This is a genomic window from Pseudomonas sp. B3(2017) (genome assembly GCF_002113595.1).
Taxonomy (GTDB): domain Bacteria; phylum Pseudomonadota; class Gammaproteobacteria; order Pseudomonadales; family Pseudomonadaceae; genus Aquipseudomonas; species Aquipseudomonas ekonensis.
Map to the genome: position 1 here is coordinate 1 of NZ_NEIU01000015.1, position 20,528 is coordinate 20,528.

The 20,528-nt window shown below is 65.7% G+C and carries 16 protein-coding genes; 6 read left to right on the forward strand and 10 right to left on the reverse strand.

Features of this window, described 5'->3' with window-relative positions; translation table 11 throughout:
• The 7 genes from CAG33_RS20535 to CAG33_RS20560 all read right to left on the reverse strand — a co-directional run.
• Positions 1 to 887: hypothetical protein (locus CAG33_RS20535; RefSeq protein ID WP_139835919.1), on the reverse strand; the 887-nt coding region annotated here is incomplete at its 3' end.
• On the reverse strand, positions 884 to 1,681 hold the full coding sequence (locus CAG33_RS28580; RefSeq protein ID WP_256576747.1) for a hypothetical protein: 798 nt from the start codon (positions 1,679 to 1,681) through the stop codon (positions 884 to 886). The genes CAG33_RS20535 and CAG33_RS28580, both read right to left, overlap by 4 nt.
• A 194-nt stretch (positions 1,682 to 1,875) precedes the next feature.
• The gene (locus CAG33_RS20540; RefSeq protein WP_256576748.1) at positions 1,876 to 4,152 is read right to left on the reverse strand and encodes a toxin VasX; all 2,277 of its coding nucleotides are present in this window, start codon (positions 4,150 to 4,152) and stop codon (positions 1,876 to 1,878) included.
• Positions 4,149 to 4,982, reverse strand: a complete 834-nt coding sequence (locus CAG33_RS20545) for a DUF4123 domain-containing protein (RefSeq protein ID WP_085640344.1) — start codon at positions 4,980 to 4,982, stop codon at positions 4,149 to 4,151. Before CAG33_RS20545 ends, CAG33_RS20540 begins: the two co-directional genes overlap by 4 nt.
• The gene (tssI, locus tag CAG33_RS20550; RefSeq protein ID WP_085640346.1) at positions 4,979 to 7,000 is read right to left on the reverse strand and encodes a type VI secretion system tip protein TssI/VgrG; all 2,022 of its coding nucleotides are present in this window, start codon (positions 6,998 to 7,000) and stop codon (positions 4,979 to 4,981) included. Before tssI ends, CAG33_RS20545 begins: the two co-directional genes overlap by 4 nt.
• Positions 7,001 to 7,227: 227 nt before the next feature.
• The gene (gene waaA, locus CAG33_RS20555) at positions 7,228 to 8,502 is read right to left on the reverse strand and encodes a lipid IV(A) 3-deoxy-D-manno-octulosonic acid transferase (protein ID WP_085640348.1); all 1,275 of its coding nucleotides are present in this window, start codon (positions 8,500 to 8,502) and stop codon (positions 7,228 to 7,230) included.
• An 11-nt stretch (positions 8,503 to 8,513) separates the two neighbouring features.
• Positions 8,514 to 9,416 carry a LysR family transcriptional regulator gene (locus tag CAG33_RS20560; protein ID WP_085585268.1) on the reverse strand — a complete coding sequence of 301 codons (903 nt, stop codon included), beginning with the start codon at positions 9,414 to 9,416 and terminating at the stop codon, positions 8,514 to 8,516.
• 102 nt (positions 9,417 to 9,518) lie between these two features.
• On the opposite strand from CAG33_RS20560, the gene CAG33_RS20565 reads away from it, so the two are divergent.
• From CAG33_RS20565 to CAG33_RS20580, 4 genes are all read left to right on the forward strand, one after another.
• Positions 9,519 to 9,851 carry a multidrug efflux SMR transporter gene (locus CAG33_RS20565; protein ID WP_085585270.1) on the forward strand — a complete coding sequence of 111 codons (333 nt, stop codon included), beginning with the start codon at positions 9,519 to 9,521 and terminating at the stop codon, positions 9,849 to 9,851.
• Between the two features lie 132 nt (positions 9,852 to 9,983).
• The gene (locus CAG33_RS20570) at positions 9,984 to 11,159 is read left to right on the forward strand and encodes an FAD-binding oxidoreductase (RefSeq protein WP_085640350.1); all 1,176 of its coding nucleotides are present in this window, start codon (positions 9,984 to 9,986) and stop codon (positions 11,157 to 11,159) included.
• Positions 11,156 to 11,968 (forward strand): aldo/keto reductase, encoded by an 813-nt coding sequence (locus tag CAG33_RS20575; protein WP_085585275.1) that lies wholly within the window; start codon positions 11,156 to 11,158, stop codon positions 11,966 to 11,968. The genes CAG33_RS20570 and CAG33_RS20575 overlap by 4 nt, the downstream gene beginning before the upstream one ends.
• Positions 11,969 to 11,999: 31 nt before the next feature.
• Complete coding sequence (locus tag CAG33_RS20580) at positions 12,000 to 12,968, forward strand: metal ABC transporter ATPase (protein ID WP_085585277.1); 969 nt, start codon at positions 12,000 to 12,002, stop codon at positions 12,966 to 12,968.
• A 65-nt stretch (positions 12,969 to 13,033) separates the two neighbouring features.
• On the opposite strand, the gene hldE is transcribed toward CAG33_RS20580, so the two are convergent.
• The 3 genes from hldE to msbA form a co-directional block, all read right to left on the reverse strand.
• Positions 13,034 to 14,458 (reverse strand): bifunctional D-glycero-beta-D-manno-heptose-7-phosphate kinase/D-glycero-beta-D-manno-heptose 1-phosphate adenylyltransferase HldE, encoded by a 1,425-nt coding sequence (gene hldE / locus CAG33_RS20585; protein ID WP_085585279.1) that lies wholly within the window; start codon positions 14,456 to 14,458, stop codon positions 13,034 to 13,036.
• A gap of 153 nt (positions 14,459 to 14,611) precedes the next feature.
• Complete coding sequence (locus CAG33_RS20590) at positions 14,612 to 15,316, reverse strand: sulfotransferase family 2 domain-containing protein (RefSeq protein WP_085640352.1); 705 nt, start codon at positions 15,314 to 15,316, stop codon at positions 14,612 to 14,614.
• Positions 15,317 to 15,485: 169 nt separating this feature from the next.
• On the reverse strand, positions 15,486 to 17,288 hold the full coding sequence (gene msbA, locus CAG33_RS20595; RefSeq protein ID WP_085585283.1) for a lipid A export permease/ATP-binding protein MsbA: 1,803 nt from the start codon (positions 17,286 to 17,288) through the stop codon (positions 15,486 to 15,488).
• A gap of 154 nt (positions 17,289 to 17,442) precedes the next feature.
• On the opposite strand from msbA, the gene CAG33_RS20600 reads away from it, so the two are divergent.
• On the forward strand, positions 17,443 to 19,305 hold the full coding sequence (locus tag CAG33_RS20600; protein ID WP_085640354.1) for a bifunctional O-antigen ligase/aminoglycoside phosphotransferase family protein: 1,863 nt from the start codon (positions 17,443 to 17,445) through the stop codon (positions 19,303 to 19,305).
• Positions 19,305 to 20,522 (forward strand): acyltransferase, encoded by a 1,218-nt coding sequence (locus CAG33_RS20605; protein WP_085640356.1) that lies wholly within the window; start codon positions 19,305 to 19,307, stop codon positions 20,520 to 20,522. The genes CAG33_RS20600 and CAG33_RS20605 overlap by 1 nt, the downstream gene beginning before the upstream one ends.
• Positions 20,523 to 20,528: the final 6 nt, after the last annotated feature.

Genomic DNA, 20,528 nt, shown 5'->3' on the forward strand with positions numbered 1-20,528 from the left:
GCGTTACTACATCGATTACATGAAAGAAAAAGCCGAGGAGCGTGGCTGGGTTTTGACCATTCGAGGATGTCGGGGTGGGGCAGGTCGGGGGGTGGATAAAGCTTCTTCCTTTGCAGATATGTGGCGAGAGGAGCGTTGAAGATAAAGACGCCGACGACGCCTTCCCACAGCAGTGTCAAAACCCAGCCACGCTCCTCGGCTTTTTCCTTCATGTAATCGATGTAGTAACGCAGGTTCACGCCCGCCCCGAGTGCCGCGGCATCCGGCACTGCTTGCGGCCCGACCTCCATGTAACTGCGCATGCATTCCCACAACGCCATCGCCGTGGTGCCGCCGCCGCAAGGGAAGCCCAGCGAAAAATGCCTGTTGTCCTCGCTGGCGGTCGGGTCGGGGTTTTCGAAGCCGATGACCAACAGGCCCATCGTGGCCCTGCCGCCCTGACTGACCGATGAATGCTGGGTGGCGGCGGCGGTCACGGTCTCCCAGGGGACGATCCAGTATTCGCCGTTGTCGCGGGGCACGCAGACTTCGCGGCGCTGGCGGTTGAAGCGGACGGGCAAGGGGACTTCGCGGAGGAGGCCCTGGATCAACCAAAAAATCGGGAGGGCCATGACGCAAGCGCCGAAGATCAAAACATCGCGACTGAACTCAGGGTCGAAATTCCGAGTAAAGAATGACATGGCAAGAACCACCATTACTCCCGGCCACATCACCATCACCGCCGAGCCAATGCTGTAGTTGCCGATGTCAATAAAGACATCGCTCTTGCGCCAGATGGTATTGAGCACGTCACAGGGCTTCTTCCCCGTAGGGATCGGCAACGGCGCCAGATAGTCATTGCGCGAAAACAGCCCTTTCTTCGTGGTGCCTGCCGTTGGCGTGCTCATCGTTTGTCCTTGGGTTGCAGGTAAATGGCGCCGGGGTGACCGTCGCCGAGCGGGTAGTTCGGCACGCGATCCAGCTCGGGGGTCGGGTCGCCCCGCAGCGCGACGACGCCGGTGTCGTTGTTCAGGGTAAACGCCAGCCCTCGCTCCCCGCCGATGAACGTGCGGGCACCGAGCATCCCGGTGAGGGGCGTGCGGTAACGCAAGCGAAACGACACCGTGCTCGGCGGGGAACCGAGCACGTTCGGCAGTTCCTTGAACGGCCCGCTGAGGCGCAGCCCCTGGCCTTCCTTGACCGGTATCCACCCGCACCGGCTGCCGGACAGCCAGTGCGGCGCCAGGTCTCGCCAGGGCCGTGGCGCCTTGTAGCCGTTGGCCGGGCTGTTCTTGATCAGGTGCCTGTAGCCCTGGGTGTCGATGGGATCGCCGATCATGCTCAGCTCCAGGTAGGCACTGCCGGGTTCGGCACCCGGCAGGTCGATGGTCAGCGCGTCAACGGCGCTGACGTGTTTCAGGCCGGCAAAGCTGTCGTCACGGGCCGGCCTTGCGCTGCTCTTCATGCTGACCCGGGGGGTGTAGAGGATCAGGTACAGGCGGTCGAGCTCGTCCTGCTGGGCTTTCGGCGCGATGGGCGCCAGGTCGCCAGCCCGTGCCTTGGACCAGCAGCAGGTGTTCAGGAAATGCTGCAGCGGCGTTTTCTCGAAGATCCAGGCCGTCAGGTACAGCACGCCCAGTGCGGCGATGACCCAGTTCACCGGGCCCATGTACAGCGTGTAGCGCAGGATGGCGACGTCCACGGTTATGGAACCGGCGAGCGCGCGAGCGGTGTAACTGAATCCCAGAATCGCTTGGGCACCGAAGGCGGCTGCTTGCCCACCGACCACGATCTGACGCATCTCCAACCATGGATCGACGGCGTTCTGGGCTTTTTCAATTTGCTCCTGAAGAGACTTGAATTCGGCCGATGCGGCACCGCCAGATATAAGGCCAATCACCCCACCAAACAACGTAAGCGCTGGCGCAGCAGAACCAAAGAAGTAAAACCGATCCCTCCCCAGCCCCACCCTAACCTGACTATCCACCACCGCCACCAACGCCGCCGCCCCATACAGGCTCGCCGAAACCGTTTCACCCGCCGGCTTCCCATCCCCTCCAGCACCGCAGCCTCGCGCAAGTGGTTCTGCACATTCACCACGTTCACCAGCAACGCCGCCAGCGGCACCACGCCGCCGCTGTTGACCACCGCTGGCGAGTTCAGGATCCGCTCTCCCCGCCCGGCCCCGATCGCCTTGCCGGTCTTGCGCACCCATTCATCCAGGGCTTCGGCCCGTTGACCCAGCAGCTTCCACACCTGCCGCGCGCCCTCGTTCACGCGCTGCAAGCGGCTTTCGCCGCCCAGTCTTGCGGCGATGAAGAGGCTCATCCACGACGCACTGAAACTGCTGTCGCCCTTGAGCAACAGCAGCGCGGCGCCCAGCCGGTTGACCAGCACGTTCCATTGGCTGGCGGTGTCCCGGGCCATGCCGGCGATGTCGTCGAGGATGTCGCTGCCCAGCGGCGCCAGTGCCTGATGGGTGGCGCTGAGGTTGTCGGCGGACAGCGCCGCCAGCAGTTCGCTCAGGCGCGAGGCGTTGTTGACGACGGCTTCCAGCGACGGCGTCCAGGCGTTGAACAGTTGCCGCAGGGCGCCGCCGTCGGCCGAGCGCACATGGTCGGCGTACTGCTCGGCCCCCTGGGCGCGGATGCATTGGGCGCTCAGGCAGCCGGCGGCCAGTTCGCTCAGCCAGCGGCGCGTCGGCAGGTCGTCGTAGTCTACGAACCAGGTGCCGCTGGCCGAGCGTTTGAGGTACACGCCACGGTCGGCGAACAGCACCGTGTGGCGCTGCTCCAGCTGCCGGAAATGCGCGGCGGCGGTGTCGCTGAACCAGGTGTCCATCGCATCGAGGTCGATGCAGTCGCCGACCTTGGCGCTGAAGGCATGGTTGTCGCGGTTGGCGCTTTTCTGCGCCCGGTACTCGCGGACAACGGCCTGGATCTCGTGGTGCAGGTCGGCCGGGATGAAGCCGCGCACAGGGGCCAGGATCTCGGCGATCCGGGCATCGCGGGCCGCCGTTTCTGCCGGGCCCGGCTGCCCGCCGTACTGACGGGCGCGGGTCTCGGACTTCAGTTCCTCGTCCAGCCGATGCTGGCTGTCGAGGATGACCTGCCCCTGTTCGGACGTGAGCCGGATGTCGCGGTCCTTGTAGCGGTAACTGAGGTCGCCGGCCAGTTCGGCGCCATCCTCGGTGATCAGGCTGCGCACGAAGCCGCCGATGCTCAGGCGCAGGCTGTTCTCGCCCAGCCACTGTTCGTGATCGGCTTCCAATCGCTCCTGTTCGTGGTTGATGTCGCGCAAGACGCCCAGGTCGTCGTCCAGGCAGGCGAACACCGCGTACAGCCCCTCGGCTTGGGTCTTGGCATTGTCCAGCCAGTCGCGGGTGCCCTGCCCGTCCCATGGTTCGGCGCTCCACTCGCCCGGCGGCTGGTCGCTGGCGCCGGGGTGTTGCGCGATGACACGCTCGCGCTCACGGGCGCGGTGCATGGCATCGGTGTAGGCCTTGATGTTGGCCCGGGTCGGATCCTTCAGCAGCGTCGCGCCGAGGGCGTCGGTGTCCTCGGCGTTGTCCTTGCGGTCGGCCTTCATCGAGCGGGCGTAGGTGCCGTGGATGAGTTCGGCCATGACCGCCTCGCCCTTGTCCAGCGGCGGGCAATGCGGCGCCTGCAGTTCGTCGGCCACGGTGCGCAAGGCGATCTGGCGCATGTGCTGGCGGCGCTTGGCGTCGCTGTCGCCCAGCGCCCGGCAGTGTTCGGCGTTCAACGGAAATTCGCTGTACAGCATCCAGGCGTCGTGGACTTTCGCCAATCGCAGGCCGGCCGACGGCGCGTCGGCCACCGGGCCGGGGGCAGCATCCAGCGCCTGCTCCTGCAACAGCCCCTGCGACGAGACGGCAAAACGCCTGAGCGGCCCCTGATGCTGCCAGAGGTACACGAAACCCGCCCGCAGGCGACGGGCCGCCATCGGGCGGCTTGCGGGGGTGACGCCGGGCATGACGCAGGCGTTTTCGGCCTGCTCGTGCGCCAGCGCATAACGCACCGGCACGACGAACAGCTCGGCCTGGCTCGCCGGGCACGGCATCACCGGGCTGTTGATGTCCACATGGGGCTGGGCTCTGGCCGCGCGGTAGGCCTGAGCAGCCTGGTCAACCATGGCCAGTTTTTCGGCGCTCATCGGGCGAGGTCCTTTTCAGTCAGTAACTGTTGCGTCAATGCATGGTTGAGGTTGTCCAGACGCTGATGGGGTGTGACGCCGGGTTCGGTCAGTAGCTGCCGATAAACGCCATGCTCCGAACCATCGGGGAAATCCCTGCCCAGCACGGCCGGCAATCGAGACCAGATCAGTACTTCATCGACGGCGCTGAAACCGCTGCGCGCGGCGCTCGACTGACAGTCCGATGCCCATTGCCGCAGCGCGCAGACGTCCAGGGACTTGAGCGATCCGGGAAAGTGGCGCCGAACGTGCTCGATCAGTTGCCGGTCGAAAGACTCGCGCCTCGCGGTGTCGAGGTGATCGAGCTGCTCGGCTGCCAGCCCCAGCCAAGGCTGCTGCGCATAGGGGATTGCCGGTTGCGCGGCTTGCTGACGGATCTCCAGGCCCGGCAAACGGATCAGTCGAATCGGCCCCATCAGGCGATCCCGCTCAAGAAAGGGCAAATCCGCCAGCCAGGAGGCTGTGACGCGCGGATCGTAGAAGCGGAAAAAAACCGTCGCGCCTCCTTCGACCCGTGCGTGGACCAAACCACGCAGATGCTCCAGCACCTGAAGTTCGTCGGCCTCCGACTCCAGCCAGATACCCGCTGTCGCGCTCCACGCCTGCCAGAACACCCGTTCCAGCGGGCTGTCAGGCAGAACTTCCGTCAACAACGGCCCGACACCGTCCAGGTCGCTGTAAGCGGTGTGCTGATAAAGCGAATGAACCGCCGCGCGGCCCGTCAGCTCGAACAGGCGATCGGCAAGGTTGGCGATCTGGATTCGATCCAGTAACAGATAAGCCCGGTTCATGCGCCCACCTGCGCCAGTTTTTCGCACACGGCGCACACTGAAGAGGCCTGCTCGGCGGCCTGGGCCAGCGCGACCTGTTGTGCGGTCACGGACAACAAGACCTGCGCGTGCTGTTCCTCGGGCACCGCCGCCAACGCTGTCTGCGCAACCACGCCTGCCACCGGCGCACCGCCCTCGACGATGGCGACACTGCTGAAGATCCCGCCCGAATTGATCACGATGTGATGACCGCCTGCCGTCAGCGTCAAGCTAGCGCCGGCATCGATCACCACCTGGCTGGCGGTCACCCGTGCATGCGGGCCGGCCTGAATCACCAGCGTGCCGCTGGCCGTGGTGCTGCTGTTGCCGCTGATGCTGAGCAGGTCATCGGTGCCGATGACCGTGTTGCGCGTGCCGTCGGTGGTGTGCCGTTCATCAGCCTTGATCAGGCTGACGCTGTGCTGGTCGACCTGCTCGAAACGGTCGCGGCGGATCTGGCTGCGGCTGTCGTTGAGGATCAGTTGCTCGAAGTCGCGCTCGGCGCGCAGGTAGATTTTTTCCTGGCCGGCGCGGTCTTCGATCATCAGTTCGTTGTAGCCGCCGGTGTGCGGTGTGCTGTGACTGCGCAGCACGGTTTTGCTTTTGTTATCCGGCAAGGCATAGGGCACCGAGTTGACCTTGTTGGCCACGCAACCGGTGATCAAAGGCCGATCCGGGTCACCCTCCAGAAAGGTCACCAACACTTCCATGCCGATGCGCGGAACCGTCACCGAACCGAAGGCTTCACCGGCCCAATTCGACGAGACCCGCAGCCAGCAACTGCTGCGTTCGCTGTTGAGTTCGGCGCGATCCCACGGGAATTCGCACTTCACCCGCCCGTATTCGTCGCAGTAGATCTCTTCGCCGGAGGGGCCGGTCACCCGCGCCGTTTGCGCGACCAGCGGTCGGCGTCGCGGTGGCAGAGCAGGACGAAACACCACCTCGGCAGGGATCACACTGAACGTGTTGCGATAGCCCTGGGTGAAGCCGTCAGTGTCTTGAGTGTCACCGGTGACCGACTCCTCAAGCACTTGCGGCTGCTTCCCGGCATGGCTGACGCTCACCAGCAACCACAGGTCATTGCAGTGCGGACGCGGATGCCCGGTGAGTTCGAAGAGGTGGCCGCAACGCAGATGGGCCTGATCGCTTTGCCCCTCGCCCAGTTCATAGTCGCTGCGATGGCGCTCAAGGGCCTGACGCGCCAGTTGCTTGCCGCGCCGTTCATTCTCGATCAACAGCGGATAGCGATAGTCCTCCAGCACTGGGGTGAACTCGGCGGTGAAACGGCTTTCGAGCAACAGGCTGGGGCGCTTGAAGTCGTAGTCGCGGCGGGTGACGGTGCTGGTTCGTGTGCGGTTACGCAGGCTGAAGCGGCTGACCACCGAGTGCTCGGCGACCATGCCCGAATCCTGCTGGTACGGCGTGGAGCCAAGCTTGGGCAGGAACACCTGATCATCGGTAAACACCAACAAATGGCCATCCGCCGAATGCTGGTGATGCCAGGCGATGCCCTCCTCGGCGCACAGACGCTGGATGAATTCGAAGTCCGATTCCCCGTACTGGGTGCAGTACTCACGCGGTGGATTCGTCGCGACATGAAAGCGAAAGGCATCGCCTTGAATGCCATGCCCCTTGAGCACGTGCGCGATGATCTGCGGCACGGTGCGCTGTTGAAAAATCCGCTGATCGTGGCTGAACTGCAGGTAATAGAGGGCCGGCACCAGCGTCAGGTGATAGCGGGTCAGGCGTTTGCCCGACTCGCCAGCCATCACCTCGTCGATGTGCCCGTGAAGGCCTTCGCCGTTATGGCCGAACTGCAAAAACGCCGGTTGGCCGAGCAGCCCACCCAGATCGAAATCGGGATGCTCGCTGACCAGTTCAACGTGGATGCCGTAAAGCGTGCTGATGGTTTCGGTGCCGCTGAAAGCCAGCACCTTGAAGTCATGACGAACAGCGGGAATCTGCAACGCGAAAGGCGCGGCACTGACCGACCGGAACATACGCTTATCCTTAAGCAATGAGGAGAAGAAGCGCGATGTCCAAACCGTCCGTGGTCTGTGCTCGCGAAAACTGGCGGGCACACTAACAAAGCAGAAAAGGGCCGAATGTAGGACAGGTCTTTAAACAAAGAAGGACGCCTCCCAAGTCGGTAAACCTGTCCGGACAACGCCCACAAAAAAACCGACATGACTGTCGGTTTCTTGTGGGTTGTGAGTGGAGCGGCGAACTATTTCATCAGCCGGCCCAACCCTTCCAGCAACCGCTGCAACGCCCCCTGATTGCGGCGCATCACGTCCAGCCCCGCCTCGGCCATGCGCTGCGCATCCCGGGGCAGCTCGAACAGGCGCTGCACTTCAACCGCCAATCCTTCGGCATCGTCCACCTCGGCCAATGCCCCGGCGCTGCGCAGCTGCGCGGCGATGTCGAGGAAGTTGAACAGGTGCGGGCCGCTGATCACAGGCTTGGCCAGCGCCGCCGGCTCCAGCAGGTTGTGCCCGCCGTTGGGCACCAGGCTGCCGCCGACGAAGGCGCTGTCGGCCAGGGCGTACAGGAACAGCAGTTCGCCCATGGTGTCGCCGAGCAGCACCGACGTGCCGGCCTCGACATTCGCGCCCGTGGAGCGGCGCACCGTGGCGAAGCCTTGCCCTTGGCACAGCTCGAACACGGCGTTGAAACGTTCCGGATGACGCGGCACCAGGATCAGCAGCGCATCGGGATGGTTGGCCAGCAGGCGACGGTGGGCGTCGAGCACCACTTCGTCCTCGCCGACGTGGGTGCTGGCGGCGATCCACACCGGACGCTCCAACGCCTGCCACTGCCCGCGCAGTTCGGCGGCGCGCTGCAGCAATTGCGGGTCGACGGTCAGGTCGAACTTGATCGAGCCGGTGACCTCGACCGTCTCCGGTCGTGCGCCCAGGTCGCGGAAACGCTGGGCCTCGGCCTCGGTCTGCACGGCGAACAGGCTCATCTCGGCCAGCATCGGCCCGGTGAGCTTGCCGAACCGCGCATAACCCTTGGCCGAACGCTCGGACAGCCGCCCGTTGGCCAGCGCCACCGGTATCCCGCGCTTGGCGCACTGGTGGATGTGGTTGGGCCACAGTTCGGTTTCCATGATCACCGCAAGCTTGGGCTGCGCACGGTCCAGGAAACGCGCCGCCGCGCAAGGCAAGTCGTAGGGCAAGTAGCAGTGCTGGATGCGCGGCTCGTCGGCGAACAGGGCGCGGATCCGCTCCGAACCGGTCGGGGTCATGCAGGTCACGGTGATCGGCAGCTGCGGATAACGCTGCAGCAAGGCGCGGATCATCGGCGCGGCGGCGATGCTTTCGCCCACCGACACCGCGTGTACCCAGATCCCGCCGTGCCGCAGCGCCGGCATCCCGTAGGAGAAACGCTCGCCGATCCGTTTGGCGTAGGCCGGCGCCTTGCGCGAACGCAGCCACAGCCGAATCGCCACCAGCGGCAGCCCCAGGTAAAACAGCGCGGAGTAAAGAGTTCTATTCATGGCGGCGCAGTCTATCGGCTTTTGTCGCCGATCGCCCGCAAGTGCACGGCAAATCGTTCGGCCAGCCAACGGGCCGCCGGCCCCAGCGGTTCGTCGCGGCGCCAGACCAGCTCCACCACCAGCGCCGGCGGCGTCCATTCGCTGTCGAGTTCGACCATCAGGCCCTGGTACGCCGAATACTGCACCACATGGCGCGGCAGCCAGGCCCAGCCCAGATCCCGCACCAGCCATTCGGCCATCACGTAGAAGCTGTCGGCCCGCCACACCTGCGGGCTGGCGGGCTCATTGCCGGGGTAGACGCTGGTCTGGGTCGACATCAGCAACTGCCGGTGCTGCGCCAGTTGCCGGGCATCAACGTACGGCTGCGCCGCCAGCGGATGGTTGACGCCGCACACCGTGACCATGTCCACGCTGCCCAGCACCCGGCGCTCCAGCGCTTCGGGGATTTCATCGTGATAGAACAGCAGCCCCAGATCGGCACGGCGCTCCACCAGCTTGCGCGCCACTTCGCCCTGGGCGGCGCTGGTCAGCTGCACTTCCAGGCTGGGGAACTGCTCGGCCAGCGCGCCGAAACTTTCCACCAGGGCCTGATAGGGCATCGCCTCGTCCTGGGCCACCCGCAGTTGCGCTTCCTCACCGCGCATCATCGCGATCGCCCGGCCGTTGAGGCGCTCGCACTGGCGCAACACTTCCCGGGCGTCCTCCAGCAGCGCCTCGCCGGCCTCGGTGAGGCTCGGCTGGCGCCCGCTGCTGCGCTCGAACAGGCTGACGCCCAGGTCATCCTCCAACTGGGCGACCGCGCTGCTGATCGCCGACTGCGCCTTGCGCTGCCGGCGCGCCACGGCGGAAAACGAGCGCTGCTCGGCGACGTCCACGAAGACCCGCAACTGATCCAGGTTCCATTGCATGTTCATTGCGCAACCCATCTTCAAAACAGATAGGTAATGACTTTACCGCATCCGGGCAATCCCTAAAATGCGGACTCGAAAAGCAACGTTTCACATGAGGATCGAACCATGACCGCCTACGCCTACCTGGCCATTGCCATCTGCGCCGAAGTGATCGCCACCGTCTCGATGAAAGCGGTCAAGGGATTCAGCACGCCCCTGCCGCTGCTGCTGGTCATCGTCGGCTACGGCATCGCCTTCTGGATGCTGACCCTGGTGGTGCGCAGCGTGCCGGTGGGCGTCGCCTACGCGGTGTGGGCCGGCATGGGCATCGTGATGGTCAGCGTGGCGGCGCTGTTCATCTACGGGCAGAAGCTGGATATCCCGGCGATGCTGGGCATGGCGCTGATCGTGCTGGGCGTCGTCGTGATCCAGCTGTTCTCCAAGACCGCCGGCCACTGACGGCGAACCCGTGGCGAGCAAGCGCGCTCGCCACGGGAATCTGTCTGGGCTTGCAGACGGATGATCAGCAGCAAATCCCCTTTTCCCCGAGTCTGTATACTGCGCCCTCGTCTTGAACACTGAGGTCGTCGCATGCCATCCACAATTTCCACCGACGTGCTGATTGTCGGCGCCGGTGTCGCCGGTCTCTGGCTCAACGCGCGCCTGCGCCGCCAGGGCTTTTCGACCGTGCTGGTGGAAAGCGCCAGCCTCGGCGGCGGGCAGAGCGTGAAGTCCCAGGGCATCATCCACGGCGGCGCCAAGTACGCGCTGCACGGCGCCCTGACCGGCGCCTCGGAGGCCATCGCCGACATGCCGCGCCGCTGGCGCGAAGCGCTGGCCGGGGACGGCGAGCTGGACCTTGCCGGCGTGCGCCTGCTGTCCGAGGCCCATTACCTGTGGTCGCCGGGCACCCTGGCGGGCAACCTCACCAGTTTCTTCGCCAGCAAGGCCGTGCGCGGGCGGGTCGATCAGGTCAAGGGCGAGCAACTGCCGCCGGCCCTGCAGGACAAGCGCTTCAAGGGCAAGGTCTACCGCCTGGCCGAACTGGTGATCGACGTGCCGAGCCTGATCGCACGCCTGGCGGAACTGGCGGGCGACGGTCTGCTGTCCGGCCAGAAGATCGAGCCGCTGCTGGAGAACGGCGCGCTGGTGGGCCTCAAGGTGGACGAACGCGAGATCCGCGCCCAACGCATCGTCCTCAGCGCCGGCGCCGGCACCGCCGACCTGCTGGCGGCGCTGGGCCTGAGCCAGCCGGCCATGCAGACCCGCCCGCTGCACATGATCATGGTCAAGGGCCCTGGCCTGAAGCCGCTGTACGCCCACTGCCTGGGCGGCGGCACCAAGCCGCGCATCACCGTGACCACCCACCCGGCGGCCGACGGCCAGTGGGTCTGGTACCTGGGCGGCGACATCGCCGAAGCCGACGGCGTGGCCCGCGAGCCGGCCGAGCAGATCGCCACCGCACAGAAAGAGCTCGGCCAACTGCTGCCGTGGATCGACCTCGGCAGCGCGCGATGGGCGACCTTGCGGGTGGACCGCGCCGAGCCGCTGCAGACCGGCCTGACCCGCCCCGACAACGCCTTCCTCGCCGAACAGGACCGCCTGCTGGTGGGCTGGCCGACCAAACTGGCCCTGGCGCCGGACTTCGCCGACCGGGTGCTTGCCGCCCTGGAGCGCGACGGCATCAAGCCGGGCGCCCCCACCGCCCTGCCGGCCCTGCCCAAGCCGCCCCTGGGTGTGCCGGCCTGGGAGCAATTGCTGCCATGAGCCAAGCGACCCTGCACGATCTCCACCGCCCCCTGGGCAGCACCGGCCTGAGCGTTTCGCCGCTGGGCCTGGGCACGGTCAAGCTTGGCCGCGACCAGGGCGTGAAATACCCCAACGGCTTCCGCATCCCCGACGACGACGAAGCCCGCATGCTGCTCAAGCTCACCCGGGACCTGGGCATCAACCTGATCGACACCGCACCGGCCTACGGCCGCAGCGAAGAGCGCCTCGGCCCGCTGCTGCGCGGCCAGCGCCATGACTGGGTGATCGTCAGCAAGGTCGGCGAAGAGTTCGCCGACGGCCAGTCGCGCCACGACTTCAGCGCCGCCCACACGCGGATGTCGGTGGAACGCAGCCTGCAGCGGCTGGAGACCGACTTCATCGACCTGGTGCTGGTGCATTCGGACGGCAACGACATGGCCATCCTCGAAGGCTGCGAAGTGTACGCAACCCTTGCGGCGCTCAAGGCCGAAGGCAAGATCCGCGGCTTCGGCATGTCCGGCAAGACCGTCGAAGGCGGCGTGAAGGCGCTGGAGCAAGGCGACTGCGCGATGGTCACCTACAATCTGAACGAACAGAGCGAAAGGGCCGTCATTGACTATGCTGCTGCCCACGGCAAGGCCATTCTGGTGAAGAAGGCCCTGGCCAGCGGTCACATTTGCCTCGATCCCGGCGTGGATCCGGTGCGCGCCAGTTTTGAGCTGCTGTTCGGGCAGCCCGGCGTGGCCAGCGCCATCGTCGGGACGATCAACCCGCTGCACCTCGCCCACAACGTCGCGACCGTTGCACAGGTCCTTCGTGGTCTCTGACGCCGCCCCGCGGCCTTAAGCAGGAGCCGACATGCCGCGCACGCTCATCAGAAAGAACCCGAGCAATTTCAAGACCCTGCCGCTGTTCGTCGAAGCCACCCCGGAAGGCCTGACCTACCAGAGCGTCGGCAGGCCGCTGAACTTCGCCCAGACCCTGCAGCGGCGGCGGCCGGTCACGGTGCCGGACGCCGAGCGCTTTGCGCTGGAGCTGGCCAACCTCGGGGTTTCGGTGCGCCTGACCCTGCGTTGGCAGAGCCGCGACTACTGGGTACTGGTGCGCCAGCGCCGGCAGGACCGCGGCGATGTGGTGCTGAAGCTGATCTCAGGCTATGTGCCGGCCCATGAGCTGAACCTGCCCTTGCACACGGCCATCCAGGAAATCGCCGAGGAATGCCTGCTGGAGACGCCCGAAGGCTGGCTCGGCGGGCGCTTCAACGACACCTGGCTGCCGGCGCCTTACGCCTCGGCACTGCATTACCGCGAAGCCCTGCCGTTTCGCCTGACGCCGGAGTCCGGCTCGGCGCGGCCGGTGCGCTGCGCCAGCCTGCAACTGATGGAACGCCCGCGGGCCTACGTGCACCTGCCGACCGCCTCGTTGCAGCTGATCTACGACCTGCGCCTGGACGTGCCCAAGGAAGCCAAGAACCTGAGCCTGTTCCATGTGGACGAGCGGCTGGAAGGCGACCAGTTGGTGGCGCGGCTGGACCGCAAGCGTCCGGACCTTTACCTGATGCCGCTGCAGGACGGCGAGCCGCTGGCCGAGCTGTACACACTCAAGAAAGGCCAGCTGCACCCGGCCGGCACCCGGGGCCTGTACCTGGCCGAAAGCTTCGCCCGGCAGGACGGCTGGCTGGTGCGCGATGAGCGGATCCGCTGGAAGGACTGGCTGCGCCAGCAAGGGCTGACCGCGCCCGCCAAGGACACGGGGCTGGCCCGGTTGCGGGGCAAGGCGACGCAACTGCTCAAGCGAATCGTGCCGAGCAAGAACGTGGGTTCCTGAAAGCCAAAGACCGCGCCGGCGATGGCTCTTGCGAGCGCATCACCGGCGCGGTCTTTTTCAGGGCTTCACTCGGACTTGCGGATCTTTTCCACGATCGCCGTGGTGGAGCTGTTTTCCACCAGCCCCAGCACCTTCACCGTGCCGCCGTAGGCCTTGACGATGTCGGCGCCGACCACTTGGTCGATCCCGTAGTCGCCGCCCTTGACCAGCACGTCCGGCTTGACCTCGCGCAGCAGGTTTTCCGGGGTGCCTTCAGGGAAGCTGATCACCCAATCCACCGCACCGAGGCCGGCCAGCACGGCCATGCGCCGGTCGACGCTGTTGATCGGACGGCCCGGCCCTTTCAGGCGGCTGACCGACGCGTCGTCGTTGATCGCCACGATCAGACGGTCGCCCTGGGCCCGAGCTTGCTCGAGGTAGGTCACGTGGCCGGCGTGGAGGATGTCGAAGCAACCGTTGGTGAACACGATCCGCTCGTTGTGCGCGCGGGCATCGGCCACCGCCAGCAGCAGTTGCTCCAGCCCCAGCACGCCGCGCTCGGAGCCTTCTTCGCGCTGGATCGCGCGGCGCAGTTCCGGGGCGCTGATCGCCGCCGTACCGAGCTTGCCCACCACGATGCCGGCGGCCAGGTTGGCCAGCGCCACCGCATGGGGCAGGTCCTCGCCGGCGGCGATCGCCGCCGCCAAGGTGGAGATCACCGTGTCGCCGGCGCCGGTCACGTCGAACACTTCGCGGGCGCGGGCCGGCAGGTGCAGCGCCGGATGCTCCGGGCGCAGCAGGGTCATGCCGTGTTCGCCGCGGGTGACCAGCAGCGCGCCCAGCTCAAGGTCGTGCATCAGCGCCGCGCCCTTGCTCACCAGTTCGTGCTCGTCGGCGCACTTGCCGACGATGGTCTCGAACTCGCTGAGGTTCGGGGTGATCAGGCTGGCGCCGCGGTAGATCGAAAAGTCCTTGCCCTTCGGATCCGCCAGCACCGGGATGCCCTTGGCGCGGGCGGCCTGGATCAGCGCCTGGTGGTTCTTCAGCGCACCCTTGCCGTAGTCGGACAGCACCAGCACCTTGATGCCTTCGAGCAGGTCGTCGACCTGTGCGCCCAAGGCCAGGGCATCGGTGGCGAACGGTTCTTCGAAATCGATGCGCAGCAATTGCTGGTGCCGGCTCATGACCCGCAGCTTGACGATGGTCGGCTGGTGCGCGATGCGCTGGAACAGGGCCCGCACGCCCGCGCCCTTGAGGCTGTTGCTCAGGCTGTCGGCGGCCTCGTCGTCGCCGGTCACGCCGACCAGCGAAGCCGGCGCACCCAGCGCGGCGATGTTGAGGGCAACGTTGGCGGCGCCGCCCGGACGGTCTTCGATTTGCTCGACCTTGACGACCGGAACCGGCGCCTCAGGGGAAATCCGTGAGGTTCCGCCATGCCAGTAACGGTCGAGCATGACATCGCCGACCACCAAGACAGGGGCTTGATCGAATCGCGGCATGGACAACTTCATGGAGCAACCCACATACAAAATGAACAGGGGCGCGATATTAGCACAGGGTGGGCGAAGGCTTGTGCAGCGGCTGCAACAGGATGAAACAGCTGACTTTTTTGCTCGTTTTTTGAGCACCTACGCCGCCGTAGGCAGGCCGGCGCACGTCACCGTTCACTCATAGCCGAGCAGGTCGTAGTCGCGCTGGTACACCCGCCGCACCAGCCGACGGGTGCGCACCGAGCAGAACTCCCGCGCCGGCATCGGCTGACGCTGGCGGGAGCCGTTGACGTGAGGCAACCGCCCTTCGATCCCCAAATGTTCGCAGACCAGGTGGAAATCCCGCTCCAGATGTTCCTGGTAGCCGATGAAGTCCAGCGCCAGGTGCCCCAGCGAATCGACGAGAAAGTCGGTTTGCGCGGCGAAGTGCAATTGCCGCGGGATCGTTTCGGCGTGCAGCCAGCGGGCGACGAAGTCATCGAAATCGCGGTAGCGCCTGACCAGCCGCTGGGCCCCTTGGTCACGGCTGCCCAGCTCATTGCCCCGCAGAAAGACATAGGCCGAGTAGGCGCGCTCAAGCGGATCGCGCACAAAGGCGAACTTGTACGCCGCCGCGTAGCGCTCGGGGAACTGCTCTTCGTACCAGTACAGCGGCAGGTGGCCGGGGCGCCAGCCTTCGAACAGCGCCGTGCAGATGCTGCTGCCGGCGCATTTGGGCACATGGATGAACAGGCAGGCACGCTGCTCGAACGCCTTGGGAAAGGCCCGTTGGGCCGACATCGACTTGTTCACCACTTGCCGGTCGACCACCGGCAGGCGCCCCAGCAGGAAGGCGCGCTGGGGTTTGGGCAGCAGTTTCCAGAGATAACGTTGCAGCATGACGGGATCCGCGTGAAGGGGATGGCCCTTCGGTTCAGGTTCTGGGTTCGTTCAGGAACCTTAACAAGCGCGGTGCCGGGATTTATTCCGGTTTGGTCAAGAAGCGTAAAGGAGCGGATACAAACCGGACCGGTGGCGAGGGGAACTGCTCCCTCGCCACCGCAAGGGGTCAGGCGATGTCTTCGGCCGGGGCGTCCAGGCCCATGGCGTTGAGGCGGGCGTAGTAGCCGTTCTGCGCCAGCAGCGACTGGTGGGTGCCGCGCTCGACGATCCGGCCCTGATCCATCACCAGGATCAGGTCGGCCTTCTCGATGGTCGACAGGCGGTGGGCGATCACCAGTGTGGTGCGGCCCTTCATCACTTGATCCAGCGCTGCCTGGATGTGCCGCTCGGATTCGGTGTCGAGCGCCGAGGTGGCCTCGTCGAGAATCAGCAACGGCGCGTTCTTGAGCAAGGCGCGGGCGATCGCCAGGCGCTGGCGCTGGCCGCCGGAGAGCAGCACGCCGTTTTCGCCGACCTGGGTGTCCAGGCCCTGGGGCAGCTGCGCGATGAAGTCCATGGCGTAGGCGTCGCGGGCCGCCTTCTCGATGTCCTCGCGCGGCGCGCCGGCCAGGTCGCCGTAGGCGATGTTGTTGGCCACGGTGTCGCTGAACAGGGTCACGTGCTGGGTCACCTGGGCGATGTGCCGGCGCAGGTTCAGCAGCTTGTATTGCTCCACTTCCACGCCGTCGATCAGGATTTCGCCCTTGTCGTGGTGGTAGAAGCGCGGAATCAGGTTGGCCAGCGTCGACTTGCCGCTGCCCGAACGCCCCACCAGCGCCACCATCTGCCCCGGCTCCGCCGAGAAGCTGATGTCGTCGAGCACCTGACGTTCGGTGCCCGGGTAGGTGAAGCTCAGGTTGCGCACATCGAGACGGCCGCTGACCGAATCGCGCGTGACCGTGCCGGTGTCGATTTCCGGCTCGACGTCCAGCTGTTCGAAGATGCTTTCGGCGCCCGCCACGCCCTTCTGGATGGTCGAGCTGACTTCGGACAGCTGACGGATCGGCTTGGGCAGCAGGCCGGCCAGGGTGATGTAGGCCACCATGTCGCCGGCCGAGGCGTCGCCGCGCAGGAACAGCACCAGGAACATCAGGATCGCCATGGCGGTGTAGATGACCAGTTGCAGCAGCGGCGTGTAGATCGCGCCGGTGCGGGTCATGCGCAGTTGCTTGTCGGTGTTGCCTTGGCTGGCGTCGAAGAAGCGCTTCTCTTCATAGGCTTCGCCGCCGAAGCTGCGCACCACGCGGTAGCCCTGGATGGTTTCCGAGGCGACATGGGTCACGTCGCCCATGGCCAGCTGGATCTTCTTGCTCTGCTTGCGGAATTTCTTGCTCGCGGTGCGCACCATCAAGGCGATGAGCGGCAGGATCGCGACCATCACCAGCGTCAGCCTCCAGTTCATGAACAGCAGCGAGGCGAACAGGAAGACGACGGTCATGCCCTCACGGATTACGACCTTGATCGCATCTGTTGCCGCCCCCGTGACCATCGTCACGTTGAAGGTGATGCGCGAAATCAGGTGGCCGGAGTTATGCTTGTCGAAATAGCGGTTGGGCAGGATCAGCAGGTTGTTGAACAGCTGCACCCGCAGGTCATGCACCAGGCCCAGGGAGACCTTGGCCAGGAAGTAGTTGCCCAGATAGGAGCCCAGCCCCTGCCACGCGGCGATCAGGATGATCAGCAGCGGCACGGCCTGCAGCAGCTGCAGGTCGCGCAGGTAAGGCACGGAGGGGAACAGCGCCGCCTCGGGGTTGGACAGGCCGTCGACGAAGTACTTGAGGATGTAGCCGAGCATCGGCTGGGTCGAGGCGAAGATCAGGAAACCGACGATGCTGATCAGGAACAGACTGATGTACGGCCTGACGTAACCGAGCAGGCGGAAGTAGATTTTCAAGCTCGATGGGCTTGCGGCGGGACTGGAGTCGGTCATATCACGCAGAAGTCGATAAAAAGGACGCTGACTTTAGCACAGCTTCTTCAGGTCTCTGGCAATCGGCGAAAGGCTGGTATTGTTAGGCGTCTCGTTCAGCGCCAAATAGCCATCATCCGAATGGCCGTACCTTTTCAGGATTTAAACTCACAGCATGCAACTTCGCGGCTTCAACAGCACCTCTAACCGGGTCTTCGATTTCATTTGCCTGTGGATTCTTCCCCTCGGCTATCTCCTGCTCCTGTGCGCGCTGTTTTTCCTGCCGGGACGCAGCCTGCACCACAAGCTGTTCTACGGCCTGTTCAGCATTCCGACGCTGATCGCCCTCTGCCTGCGCCCCAGGGAAGCCCGGGAACTGCTGCGCGAGCCGCTGATCGTCGCCCTCCTGCTGTTCGTCGGATGGGCGCTGCTCAGCCTGTGCTGGGGCCCCGCCGATGAACCGGTCGGCGGCATGTTCAAGCCGCCGCTGCACACCGTGCTGCTGTTTGCCGGCTGTTACCTGCTCGTGCGCTACCGCAGCGAGCTGCTGCAGCCGCTGCTGTTCACCGCCGCGCTGATCGCGCTGGCGGCCACGGCCGTGTTCCTGTTCCTGTTCGCCCGCGCCTACGAACCCGGCATGCGCCTGGTCGGCGGCGGGGCGTTCGACAACCCGCTGCTGAGCTCGCACCTGTTCGGCTTCTTCAGCGCCTACTGGCTGGGCATGACCATGATCGCCAAGCGCCGGCAGTTCCTGTGGCTCAGCGTGCCGGCCATGGCGGTGATGTTCATGGCCGTGATCGCGACCGGCTCCAGGACTCCGCTGGTGGCCCTCACGCTGGCGGCGCTGTGGCTGTGCTTCATCTGCTGGAACCGGCGCTCGCTGTTCCTGCTCGGCGCCATGGCCGTCGGCGGCCTCGGGGTGTCCTGGCTGTTCGGCCAGATGCTGATCGAGCGCGGCGACTCCTACCGCCTGGAGATCTGGCAGATGGCCCTGCACAAGATCGCCGAACACCCGTGGATCGGCCATGGCTACAACGCCAGCCTGGCCATCGACCCGGGGGTCGGCTACGACTTCGCCGAGCCCCACAGCTTTACCTTGGGCGTGCTCTATTACGTCGGCATCCTGGGCCTGCTGCCCTGGCTGTTCTTCCAGGTCTGGGGTCTGTACAGCAGCTGGCGCCAGCGTGTGCAGCCGCTGCTGATCCTCGCCTCGGCCCTGCTGGTGTTCGGCATCGGCGCCGGCCTGACGGAAGGCGGCGGCATCATTTCCCGGCCGAAGGAACACTGGTTCCTGCTGTGGATTCCCCTGGCGCTGATCGCCGCCCTGTCCATCAACCAGCGGGCCCGGCGCCTGCTGGCGCTGCCGGTGGAGCCGCTGTCGGCGGCCGGACTGCAGCAGATGGCCAGCGATGCCCAGGTGATCGAAGAGGACGGCCTGGGCCCGAAGGTCCTGCGCCTTGGCGACGGCAGTTTCCTGAAGCTGTTCCGCCCGCGCCGCTGGTACACCTCCGGCAGCTTCAACCCCTATTCGGAGCGCTTTGCCGTCAACAGCGAACAGTTGCGCCGGATGGGCATCCCGACCCCGCAAGTGCTCGGCCTCTATCGCCTGGACGACGGCAGCAGCGCCGTGCACTACTCGCCGCTGCCGGGCCACACCCTGCGCCAGGTGCTGCAGGGCATCACCGCCCCGGCGGTGCGTCAGGCACTGGTGGAGCGCTTCGGCCGGTTCATGGCGCAACTGCATGAGCAGGGCGTGTACTTCCGCTCGCTGCACCTGGGCAACGTGCTGGTGCTCGAGGACGGCGAGTTCGGCCTGATCGACCTGGCCGACCTGCGCATCTACCCGTCCGCGCTCGGCCTGTCGCTGCGTCAGCGCAACCTGCGCCACATGCAACGCTACACCGTCGACAAGCGCTGGCTGTTCGAAGACCATCTCGACGCGCTGCTTCAGGGCTATGCCATGACCGCGTCGCAATCCGCTGTGGATAACCTGCACAGGCAAGTGCTGGCCAGCACCGCTCCGGCCCGGGTTCACTGATGAACGAAACCAATCCCCTCATCGCGTTGGCCGCCTATGCGCTGGCCATCGCCAGCGCCGCCCTGCTGCTGCGGGCGGTCCCGACCATCACCCGGCACCTGCAGCACGCCGGAGAGAGCCGTTTCGCCAGCATCGACGGGCTGCGCGGCTACCTGGCGTTCGGCGTGTTCGTGCACCACTCGATCATCACCTGGATATTCCTGCGCACCGGGGTGATCGACTTTCCGCCGAACAACCTCTACGCCATGCTCGGCCAGGGCAGCGTCGCCCTGTTCTTCATGATCACCGGGTTCCTGTTCTGGGATCGGCTGCTGACCCACGGCCGCCGGCACGACTGGCTGGCGTTCGGGATCTCGCGGGTGTTCCGGCTGTATCCGCTGTACCTGCCCCTGATGCTGCTGGTGTTCGTCACGGTGTTCCACCTGCAGGGCTGGGAACTGAAGGAGCCGGGCAGCCAACTGGCCCGGCAGGTGCTGGCCTGGCTGACGTTCGACCGGCCCGACATCAACCGCTACCCGCAGACCGGCATGCTGATCTCCAACGTGACCTGGACGCTGGCCTATGAAGTGTTCTTCTACCTGGCGCTGCCGCTGGCCGGCATGGTGTTCATCTACCGCGGCAGCTGGCGGCAGGTCTTGCTGTGCCTGATCAGCATCTACGCGCTGTATCAGGCGGTGGGCTGGGAGCACTCGCTGAAGAAGCATTTCCTGGCCAGTTTCCTCGGCGGGATCGCGGCGGCCTACTGGATCCGCCGGCCGCAGCTGGTCGCCTGGAGCCGGACACGCACGGCCGGCATCGTCGCCCTGCTGGCCCTGGCGATCGCCTTCACGGCGTTCAACCGGGCGTTCAAGGCGCCGCCGCTGCTTCTGCTGGGGCTGTTCTTCGTGATCGTGGCGTCGGGCAATTCGCTGTTCGGCGCACTCAAGCCGCGCAGCATCCGCTGGATGGGCGAAATCAGCTACAGCACCTACCTGCTGCACGGTTTCGTGCTCTGGGCCATGGTGCAGCGCCTGCCGCTGTGGCTGCAGGTCGATGCACGGGACGCGTGGGTCTACCTGCCGCTGCTGGCGGTGTGCACCTGCCTGCTGATCCTCATCAGCAGCCTGACCTTCCTGTACATCGAGCGGCCGGGGATGGCCCTCGGCAAGACGCTGCTGAACCGGCTGCGCCAGCGCAAGGAAAGCCAGAAACGCCTGGCCCAGAAGGTCGCCCGCTGAAGCCGG